The 25,442-nt window shown below is 75.9% G+C and carries 22 protein-coding genes; 11 read left to right on the top strand and 11 right to left on the bottom strand.

The genetic code is table 11. The features are described 5' to 3' along the window. The first annotated feature begins 51 nt into the window (after window positions 1-51). From LPA54_RS22480 to LPA54_RS22470, 3 genes are all read left to right on the top strand, one after another. Window positions 52-786, top strand: coding sequence for a TetR/AcrR family transcriptional regulator (locus LPA54_RS22480; RefSeq protein WP_228980608.1), 735 nt, complete (start codon window positions 52-54; stop codon window positions 784-786). Between the two features lie 10 nt (window positions 787-796). Beyond that, window positions 797-1,075 (top strand): hypothetical protein, encoded by a 279-nt coding sequence (locus tag LPA54_RS22475; RefSeq protein WP_228980606.1) that lies wholly within the window; start codon window positions 797-799, stop codon window positions 1,073-1,075. Window positions 1,076-1,261: 186 nt separating this feature from the next. Beyond that, window positions 1,262-2,449: a C40 family peptidase gene (locus LPA54_RS22470; RefSeq protein ID WP_228980605.1), complete on the top strand. Its 1,188-nt coding sequence runs from the start codon at window positions 1,262-1,264 to the stop codon at window positions 2,447-2,449. A 64-nt stretch (window positions 2,450-2,513) separates the two neighbouring features. Here LPA54_RS22470 and LPA54_RS22465 read toward each other — a convergent pair whose 3' ends face one another. The 5 genes from LPA54_RS22465 to LPA54_RS22445 all read right to left on the bottom strand — a co-directional run bounded on the left by LPA54_RS22465 (window position 2,514) and on the right by LPA54_RS22445 (window position 8,178). After that, window positions 2,514-3,749 (bottom strand): styrene monooxygenase/indole monooxygenase family protein, encoded by a 1,236-nt coding sequence (locus tag LPA54_RS22465; RefSeq protein ID WP_228980604.1) that lies wholly within the window; start codon window positions 3,747-3,749, stop codon window positions 2,514-2,516. A gap of 116 nt (window positions 3,750-3,865) precedes the next feature. After that, window positions 3,866-4,480, bottom strand: coding sequence for an ATP/GTP-binding protein (locus LPA54_RS22460; RefSeq protein ID WP_228980602.1), 615 nt, complete (start codon window positions 4,478-4,480; stop codon window positions 3,866-3,868). Continuing rightward, window positions 4,461-4,880: a DUF742 domain-containing protein gene (locus LPA54_RS22455; protein ID WP_228980600.1), complete on the bottom strand. Its 420-nt coding sequence runs from the start codon at window positions 4,878-4,880 to the stop codon at window positions 4,461-4,463. Before LPA54_RS22455 ends, LPA54_RS22460 begins: the two co-directional genes overlap by 20 nt. Continuing rightward, complete coding sequence (locus LPA54_RS22450) at window positions 4,877-5,371, bottom strand: roadblock/LC7 domain-containing protein (protein WP_228980598.1); 495 nt, start codon at window positions 5,369-5,371, stop codon at window positions 4,877-4,879. The genes LPA54_RS22455 and LPA54_RS22450 overlap by 4 nt, the downstream gene beginning before the upstream one ends. Beyond that, window positions 5,368-8,178 carry a nitrate- and nitrite sensing domain-containing protein gene (locus LPA54_RS22445; RefSeq protein ID WP_228980596.1) on the bottom strand — a complete coding sequence of 937 codons (2,811 nt, stop codon included), beginning with the start codon at window positions 8,176-8,178 and terminating at the stop codon, window positions 5,368-5,370. The genes LPA54_RS22450 and LPA54_RS22445 overlap by 4 nt, the downstream gene beginning before the upstream one ends. A gap of 380 nt (window positions 8,179-8,558) precedes the next feature. Between LPA54_RS22445 and LPA54_RS22440 the strand changes: the two genes are divergently transcribed. Continuing rightward, window positions 8,559-9,341 (top strand): protein phosphatase 2C domain-containing protein, encoded by a 783-nt coding sequence (locus tag LPA54_RS22440; protein ID WP_228980594.1) that lies wholly within the window; start codon window positions 8,559-8,561, stop codon window positions 9,339-9,341. Here the strand turns inward: LPA54_RS22440 and LPA54_RS22435 are convergent. From LPA54_RS22435 to LPA54_RS22420, 4 genes are all read right to left on the bottom strand, one after another. Next, a complete protein-coding gene (locus LPA54_RS22435) occupies window positions 9,326-9,847 on the bottom strand; it encodes a MarR family transcriptional regulator (protein WP_228980592.1) in 522 nt (173 codons plus the stop codon). The genes LPA54_RS22440 and LPA54_RS22435 overlap by 16 nt on opposite strands. Window positions 9,848-10,354: 507 nt before the next feature. After that, entirely contained in the window at window positions 10,355-11,590 is a 1,236-nt protein-coding gene (locus LPA54_RS22430; RefSeq protein ID WP_228980591.1) for a histidine kinase, read from the bottom strand. After that, entirely contained in the window at window positions 11,587-12,264 is a 678-nt protein-coding gene (locus tag LPA54_RS22425) for a response regulator transcription factor (RefSeq protein WP_228980589.1), read from the bottom strand. The genes LPA54_RS22430 and LPA54_RS22425 overlap by 4 nt, the downstream gene beginning before the upstream one ends. A gap of 163 nt (window positions 12,265-12,427) precedes the next feature. Beyond that, complete coding sequence (locus LPA54_RS22420; protein ID WP_228980588.1) at window positions 12,428-15,283, bottom strand: M4 family metallopeptidase; 2,856 nt, start codon at window positions 15,281-15,283, stop codon at window positions 12,428-12,430. A 223-nt stretch (window positions 15,284-15,506) separates the two neighbouring features. Here LPA54_RS22420 and LPA54_RS22415 point away from each other — a divergent pair, with 223 nt between their 5' ends. Then, window positions 15,507-16,721, top strand: coding sequence for a LuxR family transcriptional regulator (locus LPA54_RS22415; protein WP_228980587.1), 1,215 nt, complete (start codon window positions 15,507-15,509; stop codon window positions 16,719-16,721). Between the two features lie 117 nt (window positions 16,722-16,838). Here LPA54_RS22415 and lon read toward each other — a convergent pair whose 3' ends face one another. Further along, on the bottom strand, window positions 16,839-19,241 hold the full coding sequence (lon, locus tag LPA54_RS22410; protein WP_228980586.1) for an endopeptidase La: 2,403 nt from the start codon (window positions 19,239-19,241) through the stop codon (window positions 16,839-16,841). Between the two features lie 330 nt (window positions 19,242-19,571). On the opposite strand from lon, the gene LPA54_RS22405 reads away from it, so the two are divergent. The 3 genes from LPA54_RS22405 (at window position 19,572) to LPA54_RS22395 (ending at window position 21,311) form a co-directional block, all read left to right on the top strand. Further along, complete coding sequence (locus LPA54_RS22405; RefSeq protein ID WP_228980584.1) at window positions 19,572-19,766, top strand: hypothetical protein; 195 nt, start codon at window positions 19,572-19,574, stop codon at window positions 19,764-19,766. A 284-nt stretch (window positions 19,767-20,050) separates the two neighbouring features. Beyond that, a complete protein-coding gene (locus tag LPA54_RS22400; protein WP_228980583.1) occupies window positions 20,051-20,554 on the top strand; it encodes a YfbM family protein in 504 nt (167 codons plus the stop codon). A 112-nt stretch (window positions 20,555-20,666) separates the two neighbouring features. Further along, window positions 20,667-21,311 (top strand): GNAT family N-acetyltransferase, encoded by a 645-nt coding sequence (locus LPA54_RS22395; RefSeq protein WP_228980582.1) that lies wholly within the window; start codon window positions 20,667-20,669, stop codon window positions 21,309-21,311. 9 nt (window positions 21,312-21,320) lie between these two features. On the opposite strand, the gene LPA54_RS22390 is transcribed toward LPA54_RS22395, so the two are convergent. Next, entirely contained in the window at window positions 21,321-22,190 is an 870-nt protein-coding gene (locus tag LPA54_RS22390; RefSeq protein WP_308112886.1) for a rhomboid-like protein, read from the bottom strand. Window positions 22,191-22,338: 148 nt separating this feature from the next. Between LPA54_RS22390 and LPA54_RS22385 the strand changes: the two genes are divergently transcribed. From LPA54_RS22385 to LPA54_RS22375, 3 genes are all read left to right on the top strand, one after another. Continuing rightward, on the top strand, window positions 22,339-23,076 hold the full coding sequence (locus tag LPA54_RS22385; protein ID WP_228980581.1) for a spermidine synthase: 738 nt from the start codon (window positions 22,339-22,341) through the stop codon (window positions 23,074-23,076). 80 nt (window positions 23,077-23,156) lie between these two features. Next, window positions 23,157-23,894 carry a response regulator transcription factor gene (locus LPA54_RS22380; protein WP_228980578.1) on the top strand — a complete coding sequence of 246 codons (738 nt, stop codon included), beginning with the start codon at window positions 23,157-23,159 and terminating at the stop codon, window positions 23,892-23,894. Beyond that, window positions 23,891-25,183, top strand: a complete 1,293-nt coding sequence (locus LPA54_RS22375; RefSeq protein WP_228980577.1) for a HAMP domain-containing sensor histidine kinase — start codon at window positions 23,891-23,893, stop codon at window positions 25,181-25,183. Before LPA54_RS22380 ends, LPA54_RS22375 begins: the two co-directional genes overlap by 4 nt. The last annotated feature ends 259 nt before the right edge of the window (window positions 25,184-25,442 follow it).

The raw sequence follows: 25,442 nt of genomic DNA, 5'->3' as shown, positions 1-25,442 counted from the left end.
CCGTCCCCGGCGCCCTGACACCCAGCGCGCCACCGGGGTTACGCTGCGGGCATGACCCGTGCCGCCACCACGCCCGCCACACCCGCGTACCGACGGCTGAGCGTCGAGCAGCGGCGTACGCAGCTCCTCACCGCCGCGTTGTCGCTCTTCGCGCACCACGCGCCCGAGGAGGTGTCGTTGGACGACGTCGCGGAGGCGGCCGGGGTCTCCCGGCCGCTGGTCTACCGCTACTTCCCCGGCGGCAAGCAGCAGCTGTACGAGGCCGCGCTGCGCTCGGCGGCGGACCGGCTGGAGCTGTGCTTCGCCGAGCCGGCCGAGGGCCCGCCCACCGAGCGGCTCGCCCGGGTCCTCGACCGGTACCTGCGCTTCGTCGACGAGCACGACGCCGGGTTCAGCGCCCTCCTCCAGGGCGGGAGCGTCGCGGAGACGTCCCGGACGACGGCGATCGTGGACGAGGTGCGGCGCGCCGCCGCCGAGCAGATCCTCGTCCACCTCGGCGTGCCGGACCCCGGGCCGCGGCTGCGGATGATGGTGCGCACCTGGATCGCCGCCGTCGAGGCGGCCTCCCTGATCTGGCTCGACGAGGACAAGCACCCGCCCGCGGCCGAGCTGCGCGGCTGGCTCGTCGACCACCTCGTGGCCCTGCTGACGGCCACCGCCGCGACCGACGCGCAGACCGAGCGGGTGGTAGCGGGGCTGCTCGCCCTGGAGACCGCCGAGGGCCCGGTCGGCACCCTCGCCCGCCGGGTGGTGCCTGTGGTGGGCGGGGCGGCCCACCTGCTGTGACACTGGTGCCGTGCGAACCGAGAACACCCCCTTCCACGGCGGCCCCCTGGACGGCCGGGTCCTGCCGGTACTGACCGGCCCCACCGGCCACCCGCCGAAGTGGTACGAGGTCCCCGTCCCCGACGAGGGCGGCGGCCCGCCCACCGTCCACGCCTACCGGCGCGAGCCCGCCGGCCACACGCCCCGGCTCGGTCTCCAGCGCGGCTGGCGGTACGCCTACGAGCCGGCCGGTCGCGAGCGGCGCGGTGTGCGGTGGCCCTGGTCGAAGCCGCGACGGGCGGATGGCTGAGCGTTTCGGCTCGGGACGGCGGGACGGCTGAGCGTTCCGGCTCGGGGCGGCGGGACGGCTCGTAGCGGGAAGAGCCCGGTGTCCTACCCCGAGGGGGTCAACGCGTTGACCCGGGCGGCCCCATAGTCGTTTCATCGCCCCATCTGACGAACCATCATCACTGCGTCCGTGACCGGAGGTGGTGACATGTCGATCAGCAGGATGGCGCCGTACCGCGCGAGGAGCGCGCGGCGGCGGGGGGTGGCGCTCCGGCGGGGGGTGGCGCTCCGGCGGGCGGCGTCCGTCCTCGCGCTCGCCTCGTCCCTCGCCCTCGCCTCCCCCGCTCCGCCCGCGGCGGCCGCCCCGGGACCCGTCTCGGGGCCCGGCACCGAGCCCGTCTCCGAGCTGCTGACCCGTCTGCGGACGCTGTACCGGGAGGCCGAGGCGGCGGGCGAGACGTACACGGCCGCCCAGGAGCGGCTGACCGCCCAGGCCGCCGAGACGCACCGGCTCGGCGGCGACCTCACCCGCACCCGGGACGCCCTGGCCCGCGCCCGCGCCGCCGCCGGGCAGCTGGCCCGCGCCCAGTACCGGGGAGGTGCCGACCTGCCCCTGGCGCTGCGGCTGCTCTTCACCCGCGACCCGCGCCAGGCCCTGGACCAGGGCCAGGTGGTGCGGCGCGCGGCCCGTGAGCAGGCGGCGACCGTCGCCCGGCTGGAAGGCGGCGAGAAGCGTGCCGACGCCGTCGCCACCGCGGCACGCCGGGCACTCGACGCCCACCAGGCCCTGATCGCCGCACGGCAGCGGGCCCACGACGAGGCACGGGCCCGGCTCCGGGAGGTTGAGGAGGCCCTCGCGGGCCTGTCGGCCGAGCAGCTCGCGGAGCTTGCCGCGCTGGAGCGCGACCGCACGGACGGGGCCCGGCAGGAGCTGACCGCCGGCGGCGCGCTGGACGAGGAGGGCGTGCCGGCCGCGGAGGGCGTGCCCTCCCGGGAGGGCGCCGACGCCGTGGCGTACGCGGCGGAGCAGCTCGGCAAGCCGTACGCGCCCGGCGCCCGGGGCCCCGAGTCCTTCGACGACTCGGGGCTGGCCTCGCGGGCCTGGGAGGCGGCGGGCCGAACCGTGCCGCGCACCAGCGCCGAGCAGTGGCGGGCCCTGCCGCGGGTCCCGCTGCGCTCGCTGCGCCCCGGCGACCTGGTCGTGTACTTCCCGGACGCCACGCACGTCGCGCTCTACGTGGGCGGCGGCCAAGTCCTGCACGCGCCGCGCCCCGGCGCCCCGGTGGGGGTGTCGCCGCTGTCGGCGCACCCGGTGCTGGGCGCCGTACGCCCCGACGCGGACGCCCGGCCGCTGCCCTCCTACGACCCGCCGCCGCTGCCGGACGCCGGGGAGTGATCCGCCACCGGCCGCGGCGGGCGGGTGGGTGGGGTCGGGGCCGCCGCCGGTGTGCGGCGCGGTGTCAGGCCGCGCCGACGGAGTCCAGGTAGGCGGCCGTCGCCGCCGGGTCGTACAGGTACTCCTCGAAGTCGGCCGGGTCGTCGAAGCCGTTCGCGAAGCGGTCGGCGACGGCCTGGCTCCGCTCACCGGCGGCGATCAGGCCGAGCACGTGCTCCGGCGGGGCGCCCAGCATGGCGTTCGTCCACTTCGTCACGTGCTGGGCGGTCTGCCAGTAGCGGTCGAACGCGCCCCGCATCCACGCCTCGTCGAACGGCCGGTCGCCGTGCTCGACGATGGACGCCAGATAGCTCGCGGCGCACTTCGCCGCGGAGTTCGACCCCTGGCCGGTGATCGGGTCGTTCGCGACGACGACGTCCGCGACGCCGAGGACGAGGCCGCCGCCGGGCAGCCGCCCGACGGGCTTGCGGACGGTGGGCGCGTAGCGGCCGGCGAGGGTCCCCCCGGCGTCGGTCAGCTCCACCCGGGTGGCGCGGGCGTACTCCCAGGGCGTGTACCGCTCCATCAGCTCCAGGGTGAGCGCCAGGTGCTCGCCGGGGTCCTTGACGTCCTTGAAGACGTCGAGGGGCCCGCCCGGGACGCCCTCCCAGAAGAGGATGTCCGCGCGGCCGCCGGTGGTGAACGTCGGCATCACGAACAGCTCGCCGACACCGGGCACCAGGTTGCAGCGGACCGCGTCGAACTCCGGGTGCTCGGGCCGGGGCCCGAGGCCGTGGACGTACGACACGGCGAGCGCCCGCTGCGGCTCGGCGAAGGCGGAGCGGGCGGCGTCGCGCTCGAACATCGACACCAGCTCGCCCTTGCCCGCGGCGACGAGGACGAGGTCGTAGGCGCGGGAGAAGTAGTCCAGGTCCGAGACGGCGGCGCCGTGGATGACGAGCCGGCCGCCGCGCGAGGCGAAGGCGTCCATCCAGCCGGCCATCTTCACGCGCTGGTCCACGGACTGGGCGAAGCCGTCGAGCCGGCCGACCCAGTCGACGGCGCGGGCCCCCTCCGGGCCCGCGACCGAGACGCCGAGGCCCTCGATGCGCGGCGCCTGCGCCTCCCAGAAGGCGAGGTCCAGATCGCGTTCGTGCCGCAGCGCCGTGGTGAACATGACCTGCGTCGACATGACGCGTCCGTGGCGGATTTCGTCGGCCGTGCGGTTGGACATCAGGGTGACGTCGTAGCCGCGGGCCTGGAGGCCGAGGGCGAGCTGGAGCCCGGACTGGCCGGCTCCGACGATGAGTATCTGGCGCATCGAGAGGGGGCCTCTTTCCTGGTGTGACGGGATGCCGGGGGCGGCCGGTGCGGGGGGTGTCGGTGTGCGGGGGCGCCGGGAGTGGCGGGCGGTGTGCGCGGCGCCGGACCGGCCGCTCAGGCGGGGGTCTGCTCCAGGGCGCGGGCGACGAGCGCGAGCAGCGACTCGACGACGGTGGGACGCTCCCGCGCGTCCATGATCACGACGGGTACGTCGGGCGGGACGGTGAGCGCGTCGCGCACGTCCTCCACCTCGTACCGCGGCGTGCCCTCGAAGTGGTTGACGGCGACCACGTACGGCAGGCGGCAGCTCTCGAAGTAGTCGAGCGCGGCGAAGCAGTCGGTGAGGCGCCGGGTGTCGGCCATGACGACGGCGCCGATCGCCCCGCGCACCAGGTCGTCCCACATGAACCAGAAGCGCTGCTGGCCGGGCGTGCCGAAGACGTAGAGGACCAGGTCGTCGTCGAGCGTGACGCGGCCGAAGTCCATCGCGACGGTGGTGGTGGCCTTGTCCGGCGTCGCCGACAGGTCGTCGGTGTCGGCGGCGGCCTGCGTCATCAGCGCCTCGGTGCGCAGCGGGGTGATCTCGGAGACGGAGCCGACGAAGGTGGTCTTGCCGACCCCGAAGCCGCCCGCGACGACGACCTTCGTCGCGATGGGGGCCCGGTCGCGGTCGAGCTGCCAGGGCGCCGGCGCCTCCTCCTCCGGCAGGTCACAGACGGCGAAGACCATGGAGCACCCTTTCCAGCAGCGCGCGGTCGGGCTGCCCCGTCCCGTGCCCGGTCCCGTACACGCGCAGCCGGCCCTGGTCGGCGAGGTCGCTGACGAGCACCCGGACCACGCCCAGCGGTATCCGCAGCAGCGCGGATATCTCGGCGACCGTCCGCATCCTGCGGCAGACCTGCACGATGGCCCGCATCTCGGGCATGAGCCGCCCGGCGGGCCTGGCCGGCCGGTCCTCCCGGGCGGGGGCCGTCCCGTTCGGGTCGGGGGCCTCCAGGGCGGCGACGAACGTCTCGACGAGCAGGACGTACCCGAAGCGGGTGCGGCCGCCCGTGAGGGAGTAGGGCCGTACGCGGGCGGGCCTGCGCCCCTCGCCCCGTACCGGAAGCCCCGCCGACAGGGCGGTCACCGGTCGCCCTCCAGCGACCGGCGCAGCTCGCTGCGGAGTTCGGGGGTGAGCACGTGTCCGGCCCGGCCCACGAAGAGGGCCATGTGGTAGGCGACGACGCTCATGTCGCAGTCGGGGGCGGCGTGCACGCCGAGGAGGGAGCCGTCGCTGATCGCCGTGACGAAGACGCTGCCCTGCTCCATGGCGACCATGGTCTGCTTGACGCCGCCGCCGTCCATGAGGCCGGCCGCCCCGGCGGTGAGGCTGCCGATGCCGGAGACGATCGTCGCGAGGTCGGCGCTCGACCCGCGGGGGCCGCGCGGCCGTTCAGCGCCGTCGTCCGGGCCGCGTGCCGCGTCGGGGTCGGATGACAGCAGGAGCAGTCCGTCCGACGAGACGACGGCGACGGACCGGACGCCGGGCACCTCCTCCACGAGGTTGCCCAGGAGCCACTGCAGGTTCTGCGCCCCGCTGCTCAGTCCTCGGGTTCCGGTGCCGGCCGTCGCACTCACCTTTGTGCCTCCTCGACTGTGTCCCCCGTTCCTGGTCCCGCTTCTTCCGTACCCGCGATCTCGGCCTCCACGTCACGCCGGCCGTCCCGCGAACCCTGCTGGAACCCGCCGAGCCTGCGGCGCAGTTCGTCGGCGTTCACGCCGCCGGTGCGCTCCGCCGGGGGCGGCGCCGTCTCGACGATCCGCGGCGTCCGCTTCGGCAGGCCCTTGTCGGTGACCCGCCCGACCCGCTCCCACTTCGGCGCGGCGTCCTCGGTGTCCCGCTCGTGCCCCTCCCCGCCGGGCGCGGGCAGCCGCACCTGGAGGGTCGTCTCGCCACCGGTCTCGGCGGGCGGGGTGGGACGGGTGGGCGGGGGCGTCGGCTCGGCGGGTTCGGCGGGCGGGGTCGTCGCCGGCTCGGTGGGCTCCGTGGCCCCGGCGGGCTCGGGTGCCTCGGTGGGCGGGGCTGTCGCCGGCTCGGCGGCCGTCGCGGTGGAGTCCGCCTCCGGCCCGGCGGGCCGGTCCTCGGCGGCCGCCTCGCCGGTCGTCCCGGTCGCGGTGGAGTCCGCCTCGTGTCCCGTCCGGGCCACCGGGGTGTCGTCGGGGGTCCTGCGGTGCTGCGGCGCGGCGGAGTCGGCCTCCGCCAGCGGCGCGGGCAGGCTCATCACCGGCATGCCCTCGGCGAGCGCCTCGGCCGGCGACGCCGCCGTGGCGGGGGCGTCCGGCAGGAGCGCCTGCGGCAGGACGACCAGGGCCGTCACACCGCCGTCCTCCTCGGTCCGCAGCTCGACGCGCGCCCCGTGGCGCGCCGCGAGCAGCGCGGCGACCCGCAGGCCGAGCCCCTCTCCCTCGGGCTCGCCCCCGGCCTCCCCGGCGCCGGTGCCCTCCGCGACCGCGCGGGCCTGGGCGGGGTCGGCGAGGCGGGCGTTGAGCTCGACGAGCCGCGCCGGGGTGATCCCGATGCCCTTGTCGCGTACGGACAGCATCACGTCACCGGTGTCCAGCAGCCAGCCGGAGAGCTGGACCCGGGCCTCCGGGGGCGAGAACGACGTGGCGTTCTCCAGCAGCTCGGCGAGGAGGTGGCTGACGTCGTCGGCGGCGAACCCGGCGACGTACGCGTGCGGCGGCAGGGACTGGATGGCGACCCGCTCGTACCGCTCGATCTCGCTGACGGCCGCGCGCAGGACGTCCACCAGCGGGACGGGCCCCTGGTGGGCGTGGCTGTGCTCGTGCCCGGCGAGGATCAGCAGGTTCTCGCTGTGCCGGCGCATGACCGTGGCCATGTGGTCGAGCTTGAAGAGCGTCGCGAGCCGCTCGGGCTCCTGCTCGCGCTCCTCCAGCTTCTCGATCACGGTGAGCTGGCGCTCGACGAGGCCGAGGGTGCGCAGGGAGAGGTTGACGAAGGTGTGGTGGACGGTGTGCCGCAGCGTCCGCAGCTCGGCCGTGAGCCGCTCGGTCTCCTCGCGCAGCTCCGCGTGGCGGGCGGACAGCTCGGCGGCCGCGGCCTCGCGCCCGCCGTCGCGTCCGGCGCGGTCGGCGAGGCCCAGGAGGTGGCCGTGGAGGGTGTTGAGCGAGCGGACGACCTGGGCGAACTCGTCGTTGCGGCCGGTGAAGCGGATCGGCTCCTCCGCCTCCGGCGCGGCGGCGATCCGGGCGGCGCCGATGCGCAGCACGGCGAGCGGCCGGGTGAGGGTGCGGGCGACGGCCGTCGACACGCCGATCGCGAGGAGCAGGCAGCCGCCGAGCATCGCGACGCGCAGCTCCAGGGCGGTGACGTCCGCGTCCCGCAGCCCCTCCATGCGCTCGATCTGGCGGGTGGCGAGGGCCGACTCGACGCCGCGCATCTGCTCGATGCGGGCGGTGAGCGCGGCGGACAGCTGCTCGGGGTCGGTCCTGCGCTCGGCGCGGGTCAGCTCGCGGCCGTCGGCGAGCTTGGCGAGGTGGCCCTCGGCCGCCTTGACCTCGGGGCCGGTGACGGTCGCGGCGAGCGACTGGCGGGCGGGCGCGTCGGCGTCGGCCTCGAAGTCGGCGAGGGCGACCTGCTCGCGGACGCGGGCGCGGTGGGCGGCGGCGGCCAGTTCGTCCCGGGCCCGGGCGGCGGACGCGGCGTCGGGGTCCTCCTCGGTGACGTACCGGCCGGTGACCGGGTCGTACACGGTGCGGTCGCCGCCGCTCGGCTCGGGCAGGGCGAGCGCGGCGAGGAGGAGGCCGCGGGTGGCGGACGCCTGTTCGACAGCGCGGCCCAGTTCGGCGGGGGCGCGGCCGGGGCCGTCGGTGGCGCGGGCGGGGGTGCGGTCGGCGAGCCGGGCGGCGAGGGCCCGCAGCCGGTCGATCACCTCGGTGTACGCGCGGTGGGCGGCGAGCGCGGTGCCGTCGCCGGTGACGGCGGTGCGGCGGAGGGCGGGCACCTCGGCGAGGGCGCGGCGCAGGTCCTCGGGGGCGGCGCCGCGGATCTCCTCGATCTGGCGGTCCACGCGGGCGGTGGAGGTCTTCGACAGGGTCGGCTTCGCGCCACCCGCGCCACCCGCGCCGCCGCCGCTGCCGTCGCCCTCCGTGCCGGCGCGGCCCGCGGCGACGTACGCCGTGACCTCGTCGCGCTCGTCGGCGAGGGAGTGCGCGAGGGTGACGGCCTGGCGGTTCAGCTCGGCGAAGGTGACCAGGCCCTGGGATTCCGTCAGGTCCGCGGAGGTGGTGAGCAGCCCCGGGACCCCGGCGCCGATGACGGTGACGCCGACGAGGGCGACGCCGGCGACGAGCCGGCTGCGGACCCGTACGCGGCGGCCGCCCGGAACGTGGGGATCGCCCGGAGTGTCACTGCGCTTCTGCACCGGTGCTCACATTCTTGAACTCGTTCGCCCTTGAAGCAGAGGTGACGACCGGTCACACATGGAGAGCGCTCCCACCCCTGGTACGGCTTCCGACCATTCCAGCCCTTTTGGGCAGCGAGCACCCGTCGGCCGCTCCGCCACCCGAACGAGTGAACAACACTCCCGAGTTGGCGAACAACTCGCGCACCGGCGGTCGGCGGGCCGCGGGCGGGGGCCGGGTTGGACCTTCCGCGCGGGCTTTGGCAGTATGCGCGCCCGCATGTCGGCCCCTCGGCGGCGCCCGGGCCGGAGCGGGGCCGCCGCCGCCCCCCTGACCTGCGGGTACCGCTCCCCCGCCGGGCCGTGTGCGCGGTGTGGAGGAGTCATGCAGACTGAGGCGCATGCACAGTGGGACCGCTTCGCTGCCCGGCCACCCCGAACGCCCCAACGAGGACTGGGCGGCCGCGGCCGTCCCCGCGTCCGGTCGGGGCGGCGCGGTGGTGGTCCTGGACGGTGTGACGCCCCCCTCCGGGGGTGACGGCTGTGTGCACTCGGTGCACTGGTTCACCGCGCGCCTGGGCGGCGCGCTGACCGAACTGTCCACTTCGCGGACCGACCTGACGCTGACGGAGGTCCTCGCCGAGGCAATCCGGCGCACCGCGGACGCCCACCGCGGTACGTGTGACCTTTCTCACGTCCGCACGCCCCAGGCGACGGTGGTCCTGGCGCGCTGGGACGACCGGGCGGTGGAACACCTCGTCCTCTCCGACTCCGTCCTGCTGCTGGAGTCGCCGGAGGGCGGGGTCCGGGCCGTCCTGGACGACCGGTTGGACGCGGTGCCGCCGGAGGTGCTGCGCTCCCACGCGGCGACGGACCTGCTCCGCAACGCCGACGGCGGCTTCTTCACGGCCGCCGCCGACCCGTCGGTGGCGGCGCGGGCCGTGACCGGCGTGACGCCGCGCAGCGAGGTGCGCGCGCTGGCGGCGCTGACGGACGGCGCGGCGCGGTGGGTGGAGCTGTTCCGGGAGGGCGACTGGACGCAGTGCCTGGGCGTGCTCCGCAAGGAGGGCCCGCGGGGCCTGCTCGACCGGGTACGGGCGCTGGAGGAGCGGGACGCGGAAGCCGGCGGGGTGCGGCGCTGGAAGCTCCACGACGACGCGACGGCGGTCTACGCGGAGCTCTGAGGTCCGCGCCGGGCGCCCGGCTCGCCGCCCTCCGCCCGGGTGTTGAGCTGGTGGAGGAGGCGGGCGAGTTCGGCGACCTCGGCGCGGTCCCAGCCGGCGAGCTTGCGGACGTAGCGGGCCCGGCGGGCGTCGCGGACCCGGCGGAAGCGGTCCCGGCCCTCGTCGGTGAGGCGTACGAGCCAGGCGCGGCCGTCGGCCGGGTCGGGTTCCCGGGCGACGAACCCCAGCTCCTCCAGGGCGCGCAGCTGCCGGCTCATCGTGGCCTTGCCGACGCCGAAGTACCCGGCGAGGTCGGTCGCGCGCTGGCCGCCCGCGTCGTCGAGCCGGGCGAGCAGGCCGTACGCGGCGGGCTCCAGCTCGGGGTGGACCTCGCGGGCCATCTCGCCGGACGAGGCGCGGGCGCGGCGCAGGAAGACCGCCAGTTCGCGTTCGAGGGCGAGGAACTCCGGGTCGGCGCCGCCGCTCCCGGTGCGTTCCGGTCCGTTCCCCGTCGGGCCTGTGTGCATGTCCGCACCCCTCGCGCGCTGTCGTGCCGTGCTGCTGCCGTCCGCGGGGTCGGTGCCCGCGGCCGGCCAGTATTTCGCAACGGGTGACCCGTCCACGCAGGTCGGCGCGGCGCGGGGGGGACCGGGGCGGTCCGGGCGGCGGCGCGGGGCGGTGGCCGGCGGCGCGGCGGGATGGCGGGCGGTGCGGCCCGGGGGCGCTCGCCGGCGGGGCGGCGGCCCGGTGGCGGGCCGGGCGGGGCGGAGCGGTTCCGGCGCGGCGCGGCACCGCTGCCCCGGTGCCGCGTCGCGCCGGAACCCCACCGGCCGGTGCCGTTCCACGGGCGCGTGCCCGTGGAAGCTCCCCCTCGACTCCGCCGGGGTGGTCGGCCCCACCGGAGCCCGGCCGACCCATCCTGCCGGGCGACGTAGCGGACGGGTAACCTCCGGTCGGCCCCCTCCGACCGGCCGACGGGCCGGTCACCGGGGCGGGGCGTGCCGGGGCGGGTCGCGTGCCGGTGCCGGGCCTGCTCAGAGGGGCAGCACGGCGCGGACCGTGAAGCCGCCTGCCGGGCAGGGGTGTGCCGACAGGCAGCCGCCCAGCAGCTCGGCCCGCTCCCGCAGCCCCGCCAGGCCGTACCCGCCTCCCGGCAGCTCCGCGACCGCCTCCCCGGCCCCTTCGGGCAGCGGCTCCCGCTCCCCCGGCCCGCCCGGTACCGGCTCCGGATCCCCGGACTCCCCCGGTGCCGCCACCTGCGCCCCGCCCTGCGCCGGGGAGGCCGCCGGACCGGTCGCGGCCGAGGGGGGCGGCGGGGCGTTGCGCACCTCCACCGCCAGGGAGCGCCCGTCCGGCGCGGGCGCCACCACGACGGTGACGCGGGCGCCCGGGGCGTGCTTGCGGACGTTGTTGAGCGACTCCTGCACGATGCGGAAAGCCGCGCTCTCCACCTCCGGCCGCAGCCGCCCCGCCTCGGGGGCGGTCACGTCGGCCGTCACGTCCAGGAGGCTGTCGGCGGCCAGGTCCCGGAGGGTGTCGAGGCCGGTGCGGCCCGCGGCGGAGGCGGCCGCGGTGTCGGAGGTGCGCAGTACGCCGACCATGTCGCGCAGCTCCTCCAGCGCCCGGACGCTGTGGCGGCGGATGCTCTCGGCGGTGTCGCGCTTCCAGGCGTCCCCCGCCGCGCCCTCGGCGGCCCGCAGGGCGCCCGACTGGACGGCGATGATGCCCACGTGGTGGGCGACCGTGTCGTGCATCTCGCGGGCGAGCCGGGCGCGTTCGCGGACGACGGCCCGCTCCGACTCCAGCTCCCGCTCGCGCCGCTGCGTGGCCGTGAGGTCCACGAGACGGGCCCGCAGCTCGGCCCGGGTCGCGGCCAGCAGCCCCAGCGCGGCGGGGCCCACGCTCAGCAGCGCGGCCGCCTCCACCGTGGTGAGGACCTCCTCGCGGGTCATCGCCGCGAACTCGCCCGGCGGCCACGGGCAGGCCGCCGCGGCGAAGAGCAGCCCGCAGCCGGCGGCGACGCGCGGCCTCGGCCGGTCGCACGCGACGGTGAACATCGCGAGCATCGCCGGCAGCCACAGGTGCCCGGTGAGGATCGAGGGGAGGGTCGCGCAGAGGGTGGCCATCGGCAGCCGGCGCCGAAGGGGCAGCGCGAGCAGCGCGACCGTGCAGACGGCGAGGGGTACGGCGCTGAAGGCGTCGGCGACCGTGAGGAGCTCGGCCACCGCGGCGACCACGAGGACCCGCTCGGCGGTCGCGCGGGTCGTCACCGCACGAGCCGCAGCTGGTGGGCGCGGACCGCCGCCTGCACCCGGTTGGTGACGCCGAGCTTGGCCAGGAGCGTGCTGACGTGGTCCTTCACGGTGGTCGTGCCGATGAACAGGCGCTGCGCGATCTCCGTGTTCGACAGCCCTTCGGCGAGGAGCGCGAGCACCTCGCGCTCCCGGGCCGTCAGCTCCAGCGCGAGGGCCTGCTCCCCGGCGGTGGGCGGCCGGTCCCCGAAGCCGTCGCCCTGGGCGCGCAGGAAGCCGTCGACCACGGTGCGGGCCACCTTCGGGGCGATGACGCTGCCGCCCGCCGCCAACTCCTTGATGAGGTACTCCAGCTGCTCGGGGGCGGTGTCCTTGAGGAGGAAGCCGGCCGCGCCGCCGCGCAGCGCCGCCGACAGGTGCTCGTCGGCGTCGAACGTGGTCAGCATGGCGACGACCGGCGGCTCGGGCAGGGCCCGCAGGTCGGCGAGGACGCTCAGTCCGTCCCGGTCGGGCATCCGCACGTCCAGCAGGACCACGTCCGGCCGGTGCCGTACGGCCTCGCCGAGCGCCTCCGACCCCGTGCAGGCGGCGACGGCACGGGTGCCGTCGAAGCCGTCGACGATCCGCCGGAGTCCCTCTCTGATCAGGTCCTCGTCGTCGACGATCATCACGTGCACTGCTGAACGGTTCATACGGACGGACCCCACTCAGGCGTTCTGGAGCGCCCTCAGCATAGGCGCTGCCCGCGCGGGCGAGGAGCCGTCGCGGACAGCGGGGGAGCCCCCGGCACCCGGGGTGCCGGGGGCTCGGGGCCCGTCCCGGTCGACCGGGGCGGGCCCGGGGCCGGTCGCCGTGTCAGCCGCAGCGGCCCGCCGGGCGGGCACGGGTGACGAGGTCGGTCCAGCCGGTCGTCCCGTCCAGCCAGACCACCCGGGTGCCGGTGTCGGCCGCCGGGGAGAGCTGCATGCCGCGGTTGCAGGAGACCCGCTGGGTGCGCGAGCCGTCCGTGGTGAGCTGCCAGACCTTCGGCAGGGCCGCGTTGTCGAGCGCCTGCGAGCCGTCGCCGGGCGGGGTGGCGCTGACGGTGACCGCCGTGTCCGAGACGGTGAGGTCCGAGGCGACGAGCGCGCCCGGCTTGTACTCGCTGCTGATGTCGTACGTGCCCGTGCCGTCGTGCCCGGTCCTGCGGATGGTCATCCGGCCCTCGTCGTCGAGGTTCTCGTCGTTGAGCCAGAAGACGTGGGTGGCGTTGATCCCGGTGCGGCCCAGGGACTGCGGCTCGCCCAGCTGCTCGGCGAGGACGGTCCGGCCCGTCGCCGGGTCGAGGATCTCGACGCCGAGCCGGTGGTCGCCGTCGGCCGGGTACAGCTTGGCGTAGGCGATCTTCCCGTGGCCGACGGAGGGCAGGCCGGTGAGGGTGTCGTCGCGGGCGCCGTCGACGTACGTGGGCCGCGGGTCGCCGGGCCGCAGGTAGCCGACGTGGCGGCCGTCGCCGAGGACGTCGTACAGGTCGAAGACGGTCGTGCCGCGGTCGACGCGCAGGCTGAGGACGTCGCCCTGGGTGGACAGCAGCTTCTTCACCGGGCCGCCGGCGAGGGGCCGGGAGAGGACGTCGACGCTGTCGGGGCCGTACGCGGCCCACACCACCGTGCGGCCGTCGGTCGCCGGGTTGACGTGGTACCGGCCGTCGTTGGGGCTCATCAACCGGGGGGCGCCCTTGCCGTCGACGCGGCCGGCGTAGACGGAGTACGGCTCGGAGCCGTCCTCGTCGGACCGGGCCGCCGTCCACCAGCCGCCGCCCGCCTGGACCTCGGTGCCGTCGGTGTTCACCTTGGTGAGCAGGGCCTCCGAGTCCACGCCGAGGGCGCTCTCCCAGCCGCGCACGATGCCGTGCGCGGTGAAGGACCGCTTGACGGTGTCGACCTGCCGGGCGGTGAGGCCGAGGTCCCGGGCGGCCGCGACGACCGCCTCACGGCCCTCGGTGAAGCCGTCGAGCGGGGTGAGGTACTCGGTGAGCGCCTTGTAGACGATCCGGTCGGCCGGTTCGGCGCCGAGGTCCTGGCGGATGTCCCACAGGGCGCCGGAGAAGATCGTGGAGTTGAGGTGGACCCCGCCGTTGTCGATGCCGAAGGTCACGCCGAGGAAGTTCCCCGACGTGGTGGCGCCGTCGTCCAGGTCGCGCAGGGCGCACTCGCGGGGCTTCGCCGTGCGGCACAGGTCCTCGCCGATGAGCCCGGCGTCGGGGTCGTCCATGGACAGGCCCGACCGGTCGACGTCGACGGCGTTGCCGAAGTAGTCGGCGACGGCCTCGTTGAGGGCGCCGGACTGGCCCGCGTAGACGAGGTCGGCGGTGTTCTCGACGACGCCGTGCGTCATCTCGTGGCCGACGACGTCGAGGTCGGCGGAGAGCGGGCGGAACTCCTCGTCACCGGAGCCGTACACCATCTTGGTGCCGTCCCAGAACGCGTTGGCGTACGGCATCCCGAAGAGGGTGACGCCGACGAGGGAGTTGACGGCGGAGCCGCGCCCGTCGAGCCCGGACCGGCCGTGCCGCTCCTTGTAGTAGTCGTGGACCTGGCCCGCCGCCCAGTGCGCGTCGACCGCGCCGGCGTCGGTGGCGTCCCGCCCGAACGCGGGGGTCGGCGAGGAGAACGGCTTCATGCCCTCCGGCCAGCCGCCGAGGACCTCCAGGACGTCCTTGTCGCGGGCGTCCCAGGTGGTGAGCGCGTTCTTGCTGCCGTCGGCCATGCGGGCGAGGTCGGTCATCAGGTACGGCCCGTCGGCGGCCGGCCGGTGGAGGTTCAGCGGCACCTTCGTCCCGTCGAGGCGCACGCCGCTGCCGGTGGCGGCGCCGGCGCCGTCCGCCGTGTCCGCGGCCCGCTGCCGGGTGCCCGCGCCGGCGGCCCCGGGGGCCGCGCCGGGGGCGGTCCGGGGGGTGGTGCCGGGGGCGGTGAAGGTCTTGATGCCGGTGTGCTGGAGGAGCGGGTAGCCGGCCCTCGCGTCGACGTAGACGTGCTGGAGGACCGGTTCGCCGGTCGCCGGGCTCGTGCCGCGCACGGTCACGTGGTAGGCGAGGACGCCCGTGCCGCGCGGGATGACGACGAGCCCGGCCGAGCTGCCCCGCAGCGCCGGGCCGCCGGTCGCCTCGCGCCGGGCCGGGCCGGTGCCCGGCCGGGTGAGCCGGTCGCCGCCGAACCGGTCGAGCGCCGCGCCGACGGCCCGGCGGACGGCGGTCTCCGCGCTGACCGCCGGCGTGGTGCCGACCGTCAGGCCGGTGAAGTACCGGCCCGAGGTGCCGGTCACGGCGCGGCGTCCGTCGCCGGTCTCCATGCGGACGACGTACTGGCCGCCGAGGACCGGCACCCCGCGGTGCTTCTGCTGGAGCCGTACCGTCTCGTCACCGCCGCGCCGCAGGGTCCGCACGGGGGCGAGATCGCGCCGCGGGTCGGGGATCTTGTACCGGCTCTCCTTCGCGGCGAGGTGGCCGCGCGCCGCGTCGGCGGGCGCGGCGCCGGCGTCGACCGGCTCGCGGATGCCCTCGACGAGGGATGGGGTGTCGGTCTCGGGGAGCGGGATGAGGTCGGCCCCCGGCGCGGTCGGCCGGGGGTCGCCCGGTGCCGCCGCGGTGGCCTGCGGGTTCGCCGTCCGGGTGGTGTCGGCGGCGTGGGCGGCGGGGACCGCCGTGACGAGCAGACCGGCGGCGACGAGCACCGCTCCCCCACTCGCGGCAGCCCCCTTCCGTATGCCGGATCTCGCCGAGGTCGTCCTGGGTTCGCGCACTGTTCGTACCCCTCCTACGTGCTTGGTCAGAGCCGTTCGGGTGGTGTGGGGACATGCAAGCGGCGCGCCTCACCGGTGGGCAATGAGCCAAGCGTGCGGAGAAGTGGACATGCACACTTGTGTGTCCGGCGGAGGCCCGAAGAGAATCCGACCCATGATCAAGGGGGGAATGCCCCCACTTGGCCTGGGGGAGGCCGAGGAGCGGGCGTATGAGGCATTGCTGTTGGAACGGGCCGAACGAGTCGAGGAGTTGGCGCTGCTCCTCGACCTTCCGAGTGAGCGGGTGCACACCGCGCTGGACCGGCTGGTGGAGCACGGGTTCGCCCGGCCCGCGGACCCCGCGGAGAAGGGCGGGCTGCCCCACCCCGCCGCGCCGGCGACCGCCATCCGCACGCTGATCGACCGGCGGCAGGAGGAACTGCACCGCAGGTCGGCGGAGTTGGAGCGGCTCCGGTCGACCGCCGAGCGGCTCGCGGCGGAGCGGGCGGCCGCGGCGCGGACGGGGGCCGGCGGCGTGGAGGCGGTGACCGGTCGGCGGGCGGTCGACGAGCGGGTCGGGCGGCTCATCGCCGGGGCCGAGCGGGAGGTGCTGCTGATGGACCGGCCGCCGTACGCGTGCCTGGACGTCGGCGGGCTGCTCGCGCGGGGCGTCGAGGTGCGGGCGGTGCTGGACCGGGCGGGGTTCGCCGCTCCCGGCCGGGCCCGGGCGGTGGCGGCGCTGGCGCGGCGGGGGCTGCGGGTGCGGGTCGCGGCGGGGGTGCCGACGCGGCTGGTGGCCGTGGACCGGCGGGTGACGCTGCTGCCCCCGGCGGACCCGGCCGACCCGCGGGCGTACGCCCTGGTCGTCGCCGACGCGCGGCTGCGGGAGGCGCTGGTGCCGCTCTTCGAGGCGGTGTGGGAACGGGCGGTACCGCTGGAGTGCGCCGGGGCCGGCGCGGCGGCCGGTCCGGGCACCGGGCCGGCGGGGGCGGGGCCGGTCGGGGCCGGTGCGGGCGTCGCGCGTACGGGACCGGAGGGGGGCGGTACCGCGGACACGGGCGTGGCCGGGGTGGCGGGTACGGGCGCCGGGGCGGCGGGGGCGCCCGCCGGGGGCCCGGGTCCGGCTCCGGTGGCCGTCGTGGGCGGGGCGTCCGCGGGCGGCGCAGCCGCGGGGTTGCGGCGGGACGGCGGGGCCGGGGGCGGGGCGGAGCAGCGGGAGTTGCTGCGGCTGCTCGCCGCCGGGCTGAAGGACGAGGCCATAGCGCGGCGGCTCGGCGTGCACGTCCACACCGCGCGGCGCCGGATCAGTCGGCTGCTGGAGGCGCTGGACGCGCGCACGCGCTTCCAGGCGGGCGCGCGGGCCACCGCACGGGGCTGGCTGGAGCCCTGACGCGAGCCGGCCCCGCCCGTGCCGGCACGGGCGGCAGGCCGGCACGGGCGGCAGGCCGGCACGGGCGGCAGGCCGGCACGGGCGGCGGTGGTCGCCGCCCGTGCCGGGCGCGGGGCGTCAGGCCGCCGCCACCACGGCGGTGGTCGCCGGGGCCAGGGCGATGTCGAGCACCTGCCGGACGTCCGTCACCGTGTGGACCTCCAGCGTGTCCAGGACCTCGGCGGGCACGTCGTCGAGGTCGGGCTCGTTCCGCTTGGGGATGACCACGGTGGTGATCCCCGCCCGGTGGGCGGCGAGCAGCTTCTGCTTCACCCCGCCGATCGGCAGCACCCGGCCGGTCAGGGACACCTCCCCGGTCATCGCCACGTCCGTGCGCACCAGCCGGCCGCTGAGCAGCGAGGCGAGCGCGGTGGTCATGGTGACGCCGGCGCTCGGCCCGTCCTTGGGCACGGCCCCGGCCGGGAAGTGGATGTGGACGCCGCGGTCCTTCAGCCCGGTCACGGGCAGTTCGAGCTCCGCGCCGTGGGAGCGGAGGAAGGAGAGCGCGATCCGGGCGGACTCCTGCATGACGTCGCCGAGCTGCCCCGTGAGGGTGAGCCCCGCCGCCCCCGTCTCCGGGTCGGCGAGCGACGCCTCCACGAACAGGACGTCGCCCCCCGCGCCTGTGACGGCCAGTCCGGTGGCCACGCCCGGCACGGCGGTGCGGCGCTCGGCCGGGTCCTGCGCGGACTCCGGTACGTGGTGGGGCCGCCCGATGAGCCCGCGCAGGTCGTCCGCGCCGATCGTGGCGGGCAGCTCGCCGTCGCCCAGTTCGGCCCGGGCGGCGACCTTGCGGAGCAGCCGGGCCAGGGAGCGCTCCAGGTTCCGCACGCCCGCCTCACGGGTGTACTCGCCGGCCAGCCTGCGCAGGGCGGCCTCCTCGACCACGACCTCGTCCCGGTCGAGCCCGGCCCGCTCCAGCTGCCGGGGCAGCAGGTGGTCGCGGGCGATGACGACCTTCTCGTCCTCGGTGTAACCGTCGAGGCGGACCAGTTCCATGCGGTCCAGCAGGGCTTCGGGGATGGCTTCGAGGACGTTGGCGGTGGCGAGGAAGACGACGTCGCTCAGGTCGAGTTCGACTTCGAGGTAGTGGTCGCGGAAGGTGTGGTTCTGCGCGGGGTCCAGCACCTCCAGCAGGGCGGCCGCGGGGTCGCCGCGGAAGTCGGAGCCGAGCTTGTCGATCTCGTCGAGGAGGACGACGGGGTTCATGGACCCGGCCTCCTTGACGGCGCGGACGATCCGGCCGGGCAGGGCGCCGACGTAGGTGCGGCGGTGGCCGCGGATCTCGGCCTCGTCCCGTACCCCGCCGAGGGCGACGCGGACGAACTTCCGCCCCATCGCGTGGGCGACGGACTCGCCGAGGCTGGTCTTGCCGACGCCGGGCGGGCCGACGAGGGCGAGCACGGCCCCGCCGCGGCGCCCGCCGACGACGCCGAGCCCGCGGTCGGCGCGGCGCTTGCGCACGGCCAGGTACTCGGTGATGCGCTCCTTCACGTCGTCGAGCCCGGCGTGCTCGGCGTCGAGGACCTCCTTGGCGCCCCGGATGTCGTACCGGTCCTCGGTGCGCTCGTTCCACGGGAGCTCCAGGACGGTGTCGAGCCAGGTGCGGATCCAGGCGCCCTCGGGGGACTGGTCGCTGGCGCGCTCCAGCTTGTCGACCTCCTTGAGGGCGGCCTCGCGCACCTTCGCGGGCAGGTCTGCGGCCTCGACGCGGGCCCGGTAGTCGTCCGTGCCGCCCTCGTCGTCCTCGCCGTTGAGCTCGCGGAGCTCCTTGCGGACGGCCTCCAGCTGGCGGCGCAGGAGGAACTCGCGCTGCTGGCGGTCGACGCCCTCCTGCACGTCCTTGGCGATGGACTCGGCGACGTCCTGCTCGGCGAGGTGCTCGCGCAGCTGCTCGGTGGCGAGCCGGAGCCGCGCGACGGGCTCGACGGTCTCCAGCAGGGCCACCTTCTGGGCGGTGGTGAGGAACGGCGAGTACCCCGAGTTGTCGGCGAGCGCGGCGACACCGTCGATCTGCTGGACCCGGTCGACCACCTGCCAGGCCCCGCGCTTGCGCAGCCAGCTGGTGGCGAGGGCCTTGTACTCCGTGACGAGCTCGGCCACGGCCCCCGGCAGCGGCTCCGGCACGGCCTCCTCCACGCGGGTGCCCTGCACCCACAGCGCCGCGCCGGGTCCGGTCGTACCGGCTCCGATCCGCACGCGCGCCCGGCCGCGGATGAGCGCCCCGGGGTCGCCGTCGGAGAGCCGTCCGACCTGCTCGACGGTGCCGAGGACGCCGATCGCGGCGTACGTGCCGTCGACCCGCGGCACGAGCAGCACCCGCGGCTTGTCGTTCCCGTCCCGGGCGGCGGCCTGGGCGGCCTCCACGGCGGCCCGCACGTCGTTGTCGGACAGGTCCAGCGGCACGACCATGCCCGGCAGGACGACCTCGTCGTCGAGCGGCAGCACGGGCAGGGTGAGCGGTACGGACGTCGAAGCCATGATCTCCCCTTCGGCAGTCAAGTTGAGCTGTACCGACTCAATGCTTGTGAGCGCCCGGGTGTTCCCCGATGGCTGTTCGCCCACAGCGATCACCTGTCGACTGTCTCGTAGTGCTGGACCTTGCAGAAGTCAGATCAATCGTGCGTCCGAGGCTGCACAGGTCTGTTGGGTCGTGCGTGAAGCGGTTCCCCAGGTCGGGGTGATCACCGGGATCAAGGACCCTCGGGTCTCGCGCGCAGGTACTCACTCTTTCGGGGGTGCGTCGGCAAACCGAGCGACGTCGAGGCTGTGAAACGTTCGGCGCAACTCGTGATCCAGGAGGAGGCGCCCATGCGACGAACCGCGTCCATCATCGTCATGACCTGCACCGCTCTGGCGCTCACCGTCATCGGTGGGACACCGTCCATGGCAGACCCAGGTCCCATCTCGGAGGCGGACTGCCGCGCCAAGAACGGCGTGGTGCAGGACATCGAAGGGATCTACTACTGCGTAGCCGTCCACGGGGTCATCGAGGGGGCCGAGTAAGGGGAACGGCCCTCGCAACCGAGTCGGGAAGCGGCGTCTGCGGGCGTGCGTCGTGGCGCACACCCGCAGACGGCATGGACGGTGACCGTCGAGGATGCAGAGTCGGTCCGACCGGCTGCGGGTGCCAAGTGGCCACACCTACTTCGCGCGGCCCCGGTCACCGGACACGAGCCGTGCAGAATTCGGATGAACCTGACATCGACCGTTGGTGACGCGGGCGGTCCGGCCGACCGGCGGGCCCGCGGCCCCGGGCCGTTGTCAGTGGGGGCTCCTACGATCCGTCCATGAGCATGATCGGAGAGTACGTACGGCTGACACCGGCGCAGTTCGAGCGGGCGCTCGGGGACCCCGAGTGGGCCCGGGGGCTCGTCGACGAGCTGGTCGAGGCGGAGCTGGACGAGGAGCCGGGCGCGGCCGCCGCCCGCTGCCTGAGCACCGACAAGGCGTGGCACGCGCTGGACTTCCTGCTGTCGCGGCTCGACTTCCCGGTCGACGTCGTCTTCGGCGAGGCGGCGCTTCCGGAGGCCGGCGACTGGGGGTACGCGCCGCCGCGCTACCTCACCCCCGAGCGGGTCCGCGCCGCCGCGGAGGCGCTGGCGGCCGTGCCCGAGGCCCGGCTGGTGGAGGGCGTCGGGCCGGAGGACCTGGCCCGGGCGGACGTGTATCCGAGCGTGGTGTGGGAGCGCGGCGAGTCCCTCGACTACGTGACGCACCACTACGGCGAGCTGGTCCCGTTCCTCACCTCCGCGGCGCGGGAGGGGGACGCGGTGCTGGTCTGGCTGGACTGACGCGCGGACGCCTCCCCGTCCGCGCCCCTGCCCGCGCCCACACGGAGTGCCGGCATCCTCTCGATCCGTAACCCGCTGGTGGGAGGCGCGCCACCTGCGGTGTAATGGCCTGATGCAGAACGCAGCCATTACCGCGGCGTGGGTCCGCGGCTGGACCGTCTCGCGCGGTACGCCGCCGGCGGCCGTCGAGCCCTGGGGCTACCGCATCGACGTGGGCCTCAGCCGGCACGTCTTCCGCCATGTGCTGCCGGAGCCGGACGAGGCCGCCGTCCGCGAGCTCTGCGAGACGGTCACCCAGCCGTACGCCTGGCTGAAGGTGCTCGCCGAGCCGGAGGACGTCGCCGGGTGGCTCACCCCGCAGTGGACCGTCCCGGACGACCCGGGCTTCATGATGTACACCGCGCTGACCCCCGCCCCCGAGGCCGCGCCGCCGGCCGGGTACACGCTGCGCACCGAGTTCCACGAGGGCGTCCACCACGTCCGCGTCCTCACCGGTGACGGGGAGCTCGCCGCCCGCGGGCAGGTCGCCCCGACGGGCCCCACCGCGGTGTTCGACCAGATCGAGACGTTCGACGGCCACCAGCGGCGCGGCCTCGGCAGCCTGGTCATGCGGAACCTCCAGACGGCGGCCGCCCGGGCCGGCGCCGCGACCGGCGTGCTCGGCGCCACCGTCGACGGCCGCGCCCTGTACGCCTCGCTGGGGTGGCACCACCAGGGGCCGCTCACCGGTGTCGTACGCGACGGCTCCGCCCCGTAGGGCGGCCGGTCACCGCGCCGCCGCGGCCCGTCCGGCGGCGCGCCGCAGCAGCGGCCACCCGGCGACGCCGATCAGCAGCGCGAGCACGTGGCCCCAGGCCGTCGGCGGGTCCTCGAAGGCCACCAGGTCCCACAGCAGCATCAGTCCCACCCAGGCCAGGACCGCACCGCGCGCCACCGGCCCGAGCAGCCCGGACAGCGCGCCCACGCAGGCGAGCACGCCGAAGCTGATCCCGTAGTCGAGGCGGTGCAGGGACGTCACCGGCAGGTGCCCCGCGACCACGGACACCGCCACCGGGACCTGCGTCACCAGCGTGGCCCCGACGTGCCCCAGGGCGAACACGCCCGCCGCCCGCCACGCCCCGATCCGCCGCTCCAGCGCCGTGAGGACGACGACGAGACCGACGGCGTACGGGGAGGACAGGCCGCCCGCCACCCACAGCGCGCTCGCCAGGAGGACCGCCACCGGGGCGCGGGACAGGTGGGCGACGTCGGTACTGGAGGCGTGCAGCAGCGCGCCGACGGTCCGCGGGTCGCCGAACTCAGCGTAGAGCGAGGTCGCGAGGAGGACGAGGGCGTACCCGAAGGTGAACGGCGTGCCGGTCGGTGTCGGCAGCAGCGCCCCCCACCACCGGGCCCCGCCCCGCGGCCACCGCACCGGAGCGGCGGCCCGGACCGGCACGGCGGCGGCCACCGGCACGGCGGGCGGGACCGGCACGGCGGGCGGGACCGGCGCGACCGAAGCGGCGGGGCGGGTCGGCGCCGCCGTCGGCTCGCCGGTGGTGCGCTCGGGCGCGCGCGGGCGGGGCACGCGGCCCGGTGGCCGCCCCGCGGCCTCGGCTCCGTCCGGCGTACCGCGGGTCTCCACGTCGAGGCGCACGGCGACCCCCCTTCCTCCCGGCCGCCGGCATCCGTCAACGCCCCGGCCCACCGGGGCCCCTTACCCCGTGCGGCCGACCGCACCGCGGTCCATGACGCAGGTCACACGGGGTCAGGGCGGGCCCTCACGCGCCGCATAGGCTTGGCGCATGCCAGTGACGCTCGACCGACGTGAAGGACCGTACGGTGAAGTCGTGCTGCGGAGGCGCGACGACCACTTCGAGATCATCGCCAACGGCACCTTCCTCATGGACACTTCCGACGGCCGCTCCGAGCGGCTGCTCGTCGACGCCGCGCTCCGGGCCCTGGGCGGGACGCCGGCCGCCGACGGCGCCGCCGGCGGGACCCCCGACGGCGGCCGCGACCCGGGGAGCACCGGTGGCACCGGAGACCGGCCCTCCGTGCTCATCGGCGGCCTCGGTGTGGGCTTCTCCCTGGCCCACGCCGCCGCCGACCCCGCCTGGGGCCGCATCGCCGTCGTGGAGCGGGAGCAGGCCATCGTCGACTGGCACCGCGAGGGCCCGCTCCGCGCCCTCTCCGCCGCGGCGCTCGCCGACCCCCGGACCGTCCTGCTCCACACCGACCTCGTGGCCTACGTGCGCGACCCGGAGGTCACCGACGCCTACGACGCGCTCTGCCTCGACATCGACAACGGCCCCGACTGGACGGTCACGGAGGGCAACGACGGCCTGTACTCGCCGTCCGGCCTCGCCGCCTGCGCGCGCCGGCTCAGACCCGGGGGCGTCCTCGCCGTGTGGTCCGCCCGCCCGTCCGCCGATTTCGAAACGTCCTTGCGGAATGCCGGATTCAGCGGGGTAAGGACCGAAGAGGTCGCGGTTGCCCGGGGCGTACCGGACGTCGTCCACCTCGGGGTTCGCCCCGCGTAGCCTGGACGCGGTCGCTGCCTTTATGTTGTTGCCGGAACGCACGGATCTACAGCTCGCGCAGGACGCGACGGGGGCGGGGCATGGAGCACGCACACACCAGCCACACCGGCAGCGCGGTCACGCCGGGTACGCAGCGCCGGGTCCTCGTCGTCGAGGACGACGCGACCATCGTGGAGGCCATCTCCGCCCGGCTGCGGGCGGAGGGGTTCCTGGTCCAGACCGCGTCGGACGGTCCGGCGGCGGTCGACGCCGCCGAGGCGTGGCAGCCGGACCTGATGGTCCTGGACGTCATGCTGCCCGGCTTCGACGGCCTGGAGGTCTGCCGCCGGGTCCAGGCCCAGCGGCCCGTACCGGTCCTGATGCTCACCGCGCGGGACGACGAGACGGACATGCTGGTCGGTCTCGGCGTCGGCGCCGACGACTACATGACCAAGCCGTTCTCCATGCGGGAGCTGGTGGCCCGGGTCCACGTGCTGCTGCGGCGCGTCGAGCGGGCCGCCCTGGCCGCGGTCACCCCGCGCAGCGGCATCCTGCGCCTCGGCGAGCTGGAGATCGACCACGCCCAGCGCCGTGTGCGCGTCAGGAACGACGACGTGCACCTGACGCCGACCGAGTTCGACCTGCTGGTCTGCCTGGCCAACACCCCGCGCGCGGTCCTCTCCCGCGAGCAGCTGCTCGCGGAGGTGTGGGACTGGGCGGACGCCTCGGGCACCCGCACCGTGGACAGCCACATCAAGGCGCTGCGCCGGAAGATCGGCGCCGAGCGGATCCGCACGGTGCACGGGGTGGGATACGCCCTGGAGACCCCGGCGCCATGAGCCGAGGCCGCCCGCGGGCTCGCGCGGACCGGGCCCCGGACCCTGAGCCGGACCGCACGACGGACCCGGCACCCGACGGGACGACCGACCCGGCGCCGGACCCCGGGTCAGGCCACGGGACGGAGCGCGCGACGGACCACGGGACGCCCCGAGGCGCGGACCACGGGGCGGGGCGGCCGTCGGGCGGCCGCTGCCGGGCGGGCGGCCGCGCCCGGCGGCGCGGGCGGCTCGGCCCGGTCACCATCTCCATCAAGACGAAGCTCGGCACGCTCGTCGTGGTCTCCGTCTTCATCACCACCGGCCTGCTCCTGGTGGCCCTGCGGACGGAGACCGAGCTGCGGTTCATCACCGTCTTCTCGGTGATCGCCACGCTGCTGCTCACCCAGTTCGTGGCGCACGGCCTCACCGCGCCGCTGGACGAGATGAACACCGTCGCCAAGGGCATATCGCACGGCGACTACACCCGCCGGGTGCGCGGCGCGGGGCGCCGGGACGAGCTGGGCGACCTCGCCGAGACGATCAACCGCATGGCGGACGACCTGGAGGCGGTCGACCGGCACCGCAAGGAGCTGGTCGCCAACGTGTCGCACGAGCTGCGCACGCCCATCGCCGCGCTGCGGGCCGTCCTGGAGAACGTCGTGGACGGCGTCTCGGCGGCCGACCCGGAGACCATGCGCACGGCCCTGGCGCAGACCGAGCGGCTGGGCCGCCTGGTGGAGACGCTGCTGGACCTGTCCCGCCTGGACAACGGCGTCGTCCCGCTGCGCCGCCGCCCCTTCGAGGTGTGGCCCTATCTGTCGGGCGTCCTCAAGGAGGCCAGCCTCGCCGCGTCGCAGCGCGCCGTCGGCGCCGGCGGCCGCCCCCATACCCGTACGGACGTGCACCTGCACCTGGACGTGTCCCCGCCCGAGCTGACCGCCCACGCCGACGTCGAGCGGCTCCACCAGGTGGTGGCGAACCTCGTCGACAACGCCGTGAAGCACTCGCCGCCGCACGGCCGCGTCACGGTGCGGGCCCGCCGCGGCTCCTCCCCCGGTTCGCTGGACCTGGAGGTCCTGGACGACGGGCCCGGCATCCCTCCGTCGGAGCGGCACAAGGTCTTCGAGCGGTTCAACCGGGGCAGCGTCCCCGCACCGCACGGGCCGGGCAGCGACGGCGGTACGGGGCTGGGCCTGGCCATCGCCCGCTGGGCGGTCGATCTGCACGGTGGCCGTATCGGTGTGGCCGAATCGGCGCGCGGCTGCCGCATCCTCGTCACCCTTCCGGGGATTCCCCGACCGCGCGGTTGACATAGGGTTCGAACCGGAACCGTTCTCCGTCCGTGTACCAGTACGGCGTACCGGCGCGGAGGGGGACGGAGCCGGTCAGGGGTGCGGACCGCAGGTGACCGCAGCTCCGACGCGCGCTACCCGGTCACAGCGGGTCATCACCGAACCACGCTTGTTTCCCGCCATTTCTTCCCGCGAAACTCGTCGTTCGATGTGATGTGCGCGACGATGGCACGCCCGGCCTGCACCTCCCGCCGGGAGAGGCGTAGCCTTGATTCCC

The organism is Streptomyces sp. DH12 (assembly GCF_020873895.1).
Lineage (GTDB): Bacteria > Actinomycetota > Actinomycetes > Streptomycetales > Streptomycetaceae > Streptomyces.
This window is presented reverse-complemented; position numbering and strand designations above follow the sequence as displayed.

Coding starts and splice junctions, on each gene's coding strand:
- LPA54_RS22405 (WP_228980584.1), top strand. CDS start 19,572: ATGCGACGAACCGCGTCCATCATCGTCATGACCTGCACCGCTCTGGCG.
- LPA54_RS22435 (WP_228980592.1), bottom strand. CDS start 9,847: ATGCACACAGGCCCGACGGGGAACGGACCGGAACGCACCGGGAGCGGC.
- LPA54_RS22465 (WP_228980604.1), bottom strand. CDS start 3,749: ATGCGCCAGATACTCATCGTCGGAGCCGGCCAGTCCGGGCTCCAGCTC.
- LPA54_RS22395 (WP_228980582.1), top strand. CDS start 20,667: ATGCAGAACGCAGCCATTACCGCGGCGTGGGTCCGCGGCTGGACCGTC.
- LPA54_RS22385 (WP_228980581.1), top strand. CDS start 22,339: ATGCCAGTGACGCTCGACCGACGTGAAGGACCGTACGGTGAAGTCGTG.
- LPA54_RS22425 (WP_228980589.1), bottom strand. CDS start 12,264: ATGAACCGTTCAGCAGTGCACGTGATGATCGTCGACGACGAGGACCTG.
- LPA54_RS22440 (WP_228980594.1), top strand. CDS start 8,559: ATGCACAGTGGGACCGCTTCGCTGCCCGGCCACCCCGAACGCCCCAAC.
- LPA54_RS22460 (WP_228980602.1), bottom strand. CDS start 4,480: ATGGTCTTCGCCGTCTGTGACCTGCCGGAGGAGGAGGCGCCGGCGCCC.
- LPA54_RS22400 (WP_228980583.1), top strand. CDS start 20,051: ATGAGCATGATCGGAGAGTACGTACGGCTGACACCGGCGCAGTTCGAG.
- LPA54_RS22375 (WP_228980577.1), top strand. CDS start 23,891: ATGAGCCGAGGCCGCCCGCGGGCTCGCGCGGACCGGGCCCCGGACCCT.
- LPA54_RS22470 (WP_228980605.1), top strand. CDS start 1,262: ATGTCGATCAGCAGGATGGCGCCGTACCGCGCGAGGAGCGCGCGGCGG.
- lon (WP_228980586.1), bottom strand. CDS start 19,241: ATGGCTTCGACGTCCGTACCGCTCACCCTGCCCGTGCTGCCGCTCGAC.
- LPA54_RS22380 (WP_228980578.1), top strand. CDS start 23,157: ATGGAGCACGCACACACCAGCCACACCGGCAGCGCGGTCACGCCGGGT.
- LPA54_RS22415 (WP_228980587.1), top strand. CDS start 15,507: ATGATCAAGGGGGGAATGCCCCCACTTGGCCTGGGGGAGGCCGAGGAG.
- LPA54_RS22480 (WP_228980608.1), top strand. CDS start 52: ATGACCCGTGCCGCCACCACGCCCGCCACACCCGCGTACCGACGGCTG.